Origin of the sequence: Colwellia sp. D2M02 (assembly GCF_018860755.1) — a bacterium.
In the GTDB taxonomy this organism is placed as follows: Bacteria; Pseudomonadota; Gammaproteobacteria; order Enterobacterales; family Alteromonadaceae; genus Colwellia; species Colwellia asteriadis.
Genome location: NZ_JAHKPW010000035.1, coordinates 7,305 through 13,755, shown reverse-complemented (window position 1 = coordinate 13,755; position 6,451 = coordinate 7,305). Strand labels below are relative to the sequence as shown.

Genomic DNA, 6,451 nt, shown 5'->3' with positions numbered 1-6,451 from the left:
GCTATCAAAACAGTTCTTTAAGGCTTCTTTTTGGCTGAAGCCCTTGGAACTGGAGCGCATTATAGAGAGATCTTTTATTTGATCAAGGGTTATTTTCACTTAATTAACCGTTCGGTCAATTATCATACACAACGCTGTATTATTGGCCCAAAAGCTAAGATCTTTAACGATCGTTGTTGAAATAGTAAGCCCTTTCAATACAGCGAGCATTAACTACGATCACTTTTATTAGTGCACTGATATCCGAGTTACCACTTCGATAAGGCGTTAGTTTTACTTTAGATAATAAAAAACCGACACTAAGGTCGGTTTTTTCGCTATTTATAAAGGATCGTTAAGCTGTATCAAAACTGAACCTTTCGATTATATCTCTTCTGCGCCCTATCGATTATAAACTAACTATTGGCTTGTTCACGTGCAATCGCACGATATGCTATATCAGTTCTGAACTCTACGCCCTGCCATGTAACTTGATGTAGTAATTCATAGGCAGCTTGCTGTGCTTGTGTAACAGTATTACCTAATGCCGTTGCACACAACACACGACCACCATTAGTGACAATTTTACCTTCTGCATTTAACTTAGTGCCAGCATGAAATATTTTCGCTGATGTATTAGTATTTTTCTCTAAACCAGAAATAACATCACCTTTAGGGTAGCTCGCTGGGTATCCTTGTGCAGCAAGTACAACACCTACAGCTGCACGTTGATCAAACTCAATAATGGCTTTATCTAATTCACCACGTGTGGCAGCTAAACATAGCTCAACTAGGTCTGATTGAAGACGCATCATAATAGGTTGTGTTTCAGGATCACCAAAGCGACAGTTATATTCAATCACATTTGGCGTACCATCAGTGGCAATCATTAATCCAGCATATAAAAATCCGCTATATGGAGCTCCCTCTTTTGCCATGCCTTCAACTGTTGGCATGATTACTTCACTCATAATACGGTTATGAATATCAGCAGTAACTACCGGCGCGGGAGAATAAGCTCCCATACCACCAGTGTTAGGACCTAAATCACCATTAAGGGCGCGCTTATGATCTTGACTGGTTGCCATTGGTAATACATTTTTACCATCAACCATTACGATAAAGCTAGCTTCTTCACCCTCAAGAAACTCTTCAATAACGACGCGATGGCCTGCATCACCAAAAGCATTACCTGCCAACATATCTTTTATTGCATCTTCGGCTTCGGTTAATGTAAGCGCCACAATAACACCTTTACCTGCTGCTAAACCATCAGCCTTTACTACAATAGGTGCGCCTTGTTCACGTACATAAGCAAGTGCGGGTTCTACTTCAGTGAAGTTTGCGTAGCTACCTGTTGGGATTTTGTTGCGAGCAAGGAAGTCTTTAGTGAACGATTTTGAACCTTCAAGTTGTGCTGCTTTAGCACTTGGACCAAAGATAGCTAAACCTTGTGCTTGAAAAGCATCTACAACACCATCAACTAAAGGTTGCTCTGGGCCAACAATAGTAATAGCTATATTTTCAGCTTTTGCAAACGCAACAAGAGCGGCGTTATCGCTAATATCTAAAGCAACATTTTCTAATTTTGACTCTGTTGCTGTGCCGGCATTACCTGGTGCTACAAATACGGTAGTAACTTGGCTTGATTGCGCCGCCTTCCATGCTAAGGCATGCTCACGACCACCACTACCGATAACTAAAACTTTCATTTATATTTCCTATTTTTCGCTTGTTAAACTCAAATTAATTTATGGCTTAACAAATTTTAATGTCATGCGATCACTTTCACCAATCGCTAAATATTTTTCTTTATCTTGATCTTTTAACGCTAAAACTGGTGGTAAAGTCCAAACGCCTTTCGGGTAAACCGCTAAATCCTTTGGATTAGCATTGACTTCACTTGCACCAGCAAAGCGAAAGCCTGCGGCCTTAGCTTGTTTAATAGTATGCGCTTCAGAAACATAACCAACTGCTTTTTCTGGCTCTACGCCTGCTGGTAACCTATGTTCAACAACACCCAATACACCGCCAGGTTTTAATGCAGTATAAGCATCTTTAAATACTTGCTCTACGCCAGCATCTTTCCAGTTATGTAAATTTCTAAATGTTAAGACTAAATCAGCACTACCTTTAGGAGCTAATTCACTTACCGTACGAGGGGTAAAATCAGTTAAAACCACTTCACTATAAACGTCATCAGAAGCTAACTTTTTAACTAATTTTTTACGTGAGTTACTGTAGTAATTGTCTTCGCCGGTATCTGGGTAATGTGAAGCGTAAAACTTACCTGTACCTTTAAGTGCTGGAGCAAGAATTTCAGTATACCAACCACCACCTGGAGTAATTTCTACAACGGTCATATTAGCGTTAAAACCAAAAAAACTTAGTGTTTCAACTGGGTGACGATATATGTCACGCGCTTTATTAGCCGCAGAACGATGCTCACCCATTACCGCTTTTTCAAGTGCAACAATGGTTGCTTTATCACTTACTTGCACACTCTGTTCATGTGCCATAACTGTTGAAGCTGTCATTGCACTACAAGTGAGTGCTAATGCGATTGAAATAGATTTTAGAGTTGTTGCTTTTATTGTCATAACTATATTCCATTGGTTGATGATGAGCTTTCACTATAGTGAATACGAATAATTCAAAGCATATTTATAACAGATATTAAACAAACAAGCAGCGTTGATTTTATTTCCATACGAACTTTCATTGTAAGTAAATAAATCAACACTGCTTTATTTTTATCATCAACCTTTGATAAAGGTTTTTGAATTCATCATTAACGTTTAATAAAACTCTTTAAGTTGTTAGCTTAAATTTAAAGGGCATACTCAGAGCTGACGCTAATCATTCGTACACTCACCATATTAATTATTACTAACAACGACAAGAGTGAATATTAATGACGGAAGTGACGCATACCAGTGAATACCATCGCAATGTTATGTTCATCGGCCGCGGCAATAACTTCGTCATCACGCATAGAACCACCTGGCTGAATTACTGCGGTAATACCTGCTTCTGCTGCTGCATCTAAACCATCGCGGAATGGGAAGAATGCATCAGATGCCATTACTGAACCTGCAACCTCTAGGTTTTCATCTGCCGCTTTAATACCAGCAACTTTAGCAGAATAAACACGGCTCATTTGACCTGCGCCAACACCAATAGTAGAGCTGTTTTTTACATAAACAATTGCGTTAGATTTTACAAATTTAGCCACTTTCCAACAAAATTGTAAATCGCGCATTTCATCTTCAGTTGGTTGACGTTTAGTAACCACTTTAAGATCGTCACTTGATACACGGCCTTGATCAGTATCTTGTACTAATAAGCCACCGTTAACACGTTTGAAATCAAACCCTGTTGTTTTAGTGTCCCATTGACCACACGCTAATAAACGTAAGTTTGCTTTAGTTGCAACTACTTTAGCAGCTTCTTCAGAGACACTTGGTGCAATAATTACTTCAACGAACTGACGAGAAACAATTGCTTGAGCTGTTGCAGCATCTAATTCACGGTTAAACGCAATAATGCCACCAAAAGCTGATGTTGGGTCTGTTTTATAAGCACCTTCATATGCTGCTAAAATATCATCGCCAATCGCAACACCACATGGGTTAGCATGTTTTACAATAACACAAGCTGGCTCGTCGAACTCTTTAACACATTCTAATGCAGCATCTGTATCAGCAATATTGTTGTAAGATAATGCTTTACCTTGAAGTTGAACAGCCGTAGAAACTGATGCTTCTTCTGGGTTCGCTTCTTTGTAAAAAGCAGCATCTTGGTGAGAGTTTTCACCGTAACGTAAGTCTTGAGTTTTGATAAACTGGCTATTGAAGGTACGTGGGAATTTAGCTTTATTGTCAAAAGAAGCTTCAGATTCTGTTTCGCCGTACGCCGGTAACATTTTACCGAAGTAGTTTGCAATCATACCGTCGTAACTTGCTGTATGCTCGTAGGCAGCAATTGCTAAATCAAAACGTGTTTTATACGTTAATGAATCGTTATTGTTATCCATTTCAGCTAACACACGGCCGTAGTCACTAGCGTTAACAATAATAGTTACGTCTTTGTGGTTTTTAGCAGCAGCACGAACCATTGTCGGTCCACCAATATCGATATTTTCGATAGCATTTTCTAATGAACAGTTTTCATCGCTAACGGCATTGGCAAATGGATACAAGTTAACAACAACCATGTCAATTGGGCTAATGTTATTTTCAGCCATTACCGCTTCATCAGTACCACGACGCGCTAAAATACCACCGTGAATTTTAGGGTGTAATGTTTTAACACGGCCGTCCATAATTTCAGGGTGACCAGTGTAGTCTGAAGCTTCAGTTACTTTGATGCCGTTTTCAGCTAAAAGTTTAGCGGTTCCGCCTGTAGATAAAATATCTACACCTTTGTCACTTAGACGTTGAGCAAATTCAACAATACCTGTTTTATCAGAAACACTTAACAGTGCGCGTTTAATTGGACGTGGAGTATCCATAAAGTTTATGTACCTTTTAATAAATTTTGACTGTTCATTATATTGATTAAACTGCTTCGAAAATTATGACCGCAGTTTAAACATAAAAAGCACCCTAAGGTGCTTTCAATAAAAATATCGGTATTAATTCATGCCGTATTTTTTAAGTTTTTTACGTAATGTACCGCGGTTGATACCAAGTAAGTTAGCTGCTCGTGTTTGGTTGCCACGAGTATACATCATCACTTCTTCTAACATTGGTGCTTCAATTTCGCTTAAAACAAGGTCATACATATCATCAACATCGTTACCATTTAATTGTGATAAGTAGTTGCTAATTGCGATTTTAGCTTGGCTACGTAATGGTGATGTTTTAGTTTGTGTTTGAATATCGCCAGTGATGAATGGAGAAGAAACATTTTGTTCGAACATATGATATAACTCTTTCTTTTGTTAATAAAATTAAATACTTTGACGGAATTCACTCACGCAAAAAGCCTGAGCTTAAAAACCATCAAAAAATACATTTAGCGCCTCAAGTTGTTCACTTGTAGACTCTAAACCATTAAAAATAGATCTAAACGATTTGCCTTGATCCAGTGTAAAGCTCTCGCTAAACCCTTCATTCGTTACAATTAAGTTTTGTACGTACCAAGACACGTGTTTTCTAGCAAACCTCACACCAGTGAAGTCACCATAAAACTGATGGAGCTCCATAACATGGTTCAACACAATTGAGCGAACTTCGCTCAACGATGGTGCATCTAATTTCGTTCCTGTGGCTAAAAAGTGATTAATTTCTCTAAATATCCACGGGCGACCTTGTGCCCCACGCCCAATCATAATCGCGTCTGCGCCAGTATGATTGAGTACCTGCAGTGCTTTTTCTGGTGACGTAATATCACCATTGGCCACTACAGGAATTGAAACCGATGCTTTAATTGCCTTAATGGTATTATATTCGGCATGACCTTTATAAAAATCATTTCGAGTACGCCCATGTACTGCAAGCGATACAATACCGTTATCTTGTGCAATTTTTGCTATTTCAATACCATTACGAGTATCTTCACACCACCCTGTGCGAATTTTTAGTGTTACCGGTATATCTACCGCTGCGACTACAGATTGAATAATGCGTTCAACCTGAGCAGGTTCACGCAATAACGCTGAGCCAGCTAACTTTTTATTGACCTTTTTTGCAGGGCACCCCATATTGATATCAATAATTTGGGCGCCATTATCGGCATTAACCTTAGCTGCAAACGCTAATTCATCAGGGCAACTACCAGCAATTTGAACAGAACGAATACCCGCGCTATCGCCATGTACCATTCTTAGCTTTGATTTATCGGTGTCCCACACTTTCGGATTAGACGAAAGCATTTCAGACACGGCTAAACCCGCACCGAGTCGACAACATAATTGTCTAAAAGGTTGATCAGTAATTCCAGCCATTGGGGCGAGTATTACTTGCGAATTAAGTTGATAAGAGCCAATTTTCATACTGCTGTTTTTTTGAGCTACCAGTCAAAAGGGCGCTAAGTTTACGCGTTTTTATTTGAATTGAAAAGCATAGAATTTGAACAATTTTTGCTTTTTTTCGACTTTTTGATATTGACTTTTATTAAAGCGCTAAAGTGGCTATAAATTACACGAAAGCATAACAAAATACTTGATAAATACTCTGGTAAAAGTATTGAAAACTTAGTCAGAATAACATATACAGCGAGGTTACCGTTAAAAATATGTTATCCGTTGTAGATAATAGCAGTGCTTATTAAATGAGCGAGTAAATATATCCAGACAATAAAAAACCTACTAACTTTCATTAATAGGTTTAGGGGATGTTGATCTTTCGAGATTGTTTTTCAGCTTTTTATTAGGTATTTATACTAGGCAGAGCCTTTGTCATGTAGTTATTCAGGACCATAAGCTCCTGTATTGTCTAATAAGCTACGTCCATGTAGCGTTACCTAA

5 protein-coding genes are annotated in these 6,451 nt (G+C 38.6%); all 5 read right to left on the bottom strand.

What is annotated here, in order from left to right:
- Positions 1-395: 395 nt before the first annotated feature.
- The 5 genes from purD to dusB all read right to left on the bottom strand — a co-directional run bounded on the left by purD (position 396) and on the right by dusB (position 5,977).
- A complete protein-coding gene (gene purD, locus KO495_RS05560) occupies positions 396-1,691 on the bottom strand; it encodes a phosphoribosylamine--glycine ligase (RefSeq protein ID WP_215979406.1) in 1,296 nt (431 codons plus the stop codon).
- Between the two features lie 39 nt (positions 1,692-1,730).
- Positions 1,731-2,579: a methyltransferase gene (locus KO495_RS05555; RefSeq protein WP_215979405.1), complete on the bottom strand. Its 849-nt coding sequence runs from the start codon at positions 2,577-2,579 to the stop codon at positions 1,731-1,733.
- A 311-nt stretch (positions 2,580-2,890) separates the two neighbouring features.
- Positions 2,891-4,492, bottom strand: coding sequence for a bifunctional phosphoribosylaminoimidazolecarboxamide formyltransferase/IMP cyclohydrolase (gene purH, locus KO495_RS05550; RefSeq protein ID WP_215979404.1), 1,602 nt, complete (start codon positions 4,490-4,492; stop codon positions 2,891-2,893).
- Between the two features lie 123 nt (positions 4,493-4,615).
- Positions 4,616-4,903: a DNA-binding transcriptional regulator Fis gene (gene fis, locus KO495_RS05545; protein WP_011041412.1), complete on the bottom strand. Its 288-nt coding sequence runs from the start codon at positions 4,901-4,903 to the stop codon at positions 4,616-4,618.
- A 72-nt stretch (positions 4,904-4,975) separates the two neighbouring features.
- Positions 4,976-5,977, bottom strand: a complete 1,002-nt coding sequence (dusB, locus tag KO495_RS05540) for a tRNA dihydrouridine synthase DusB (protein WP_215979403.1) — start codon at positions 5,975-5,977, stop codon at positions 4,976-4,978.
- Positions 5,978-6,451 lie beyond the last annotated feature (474 nt).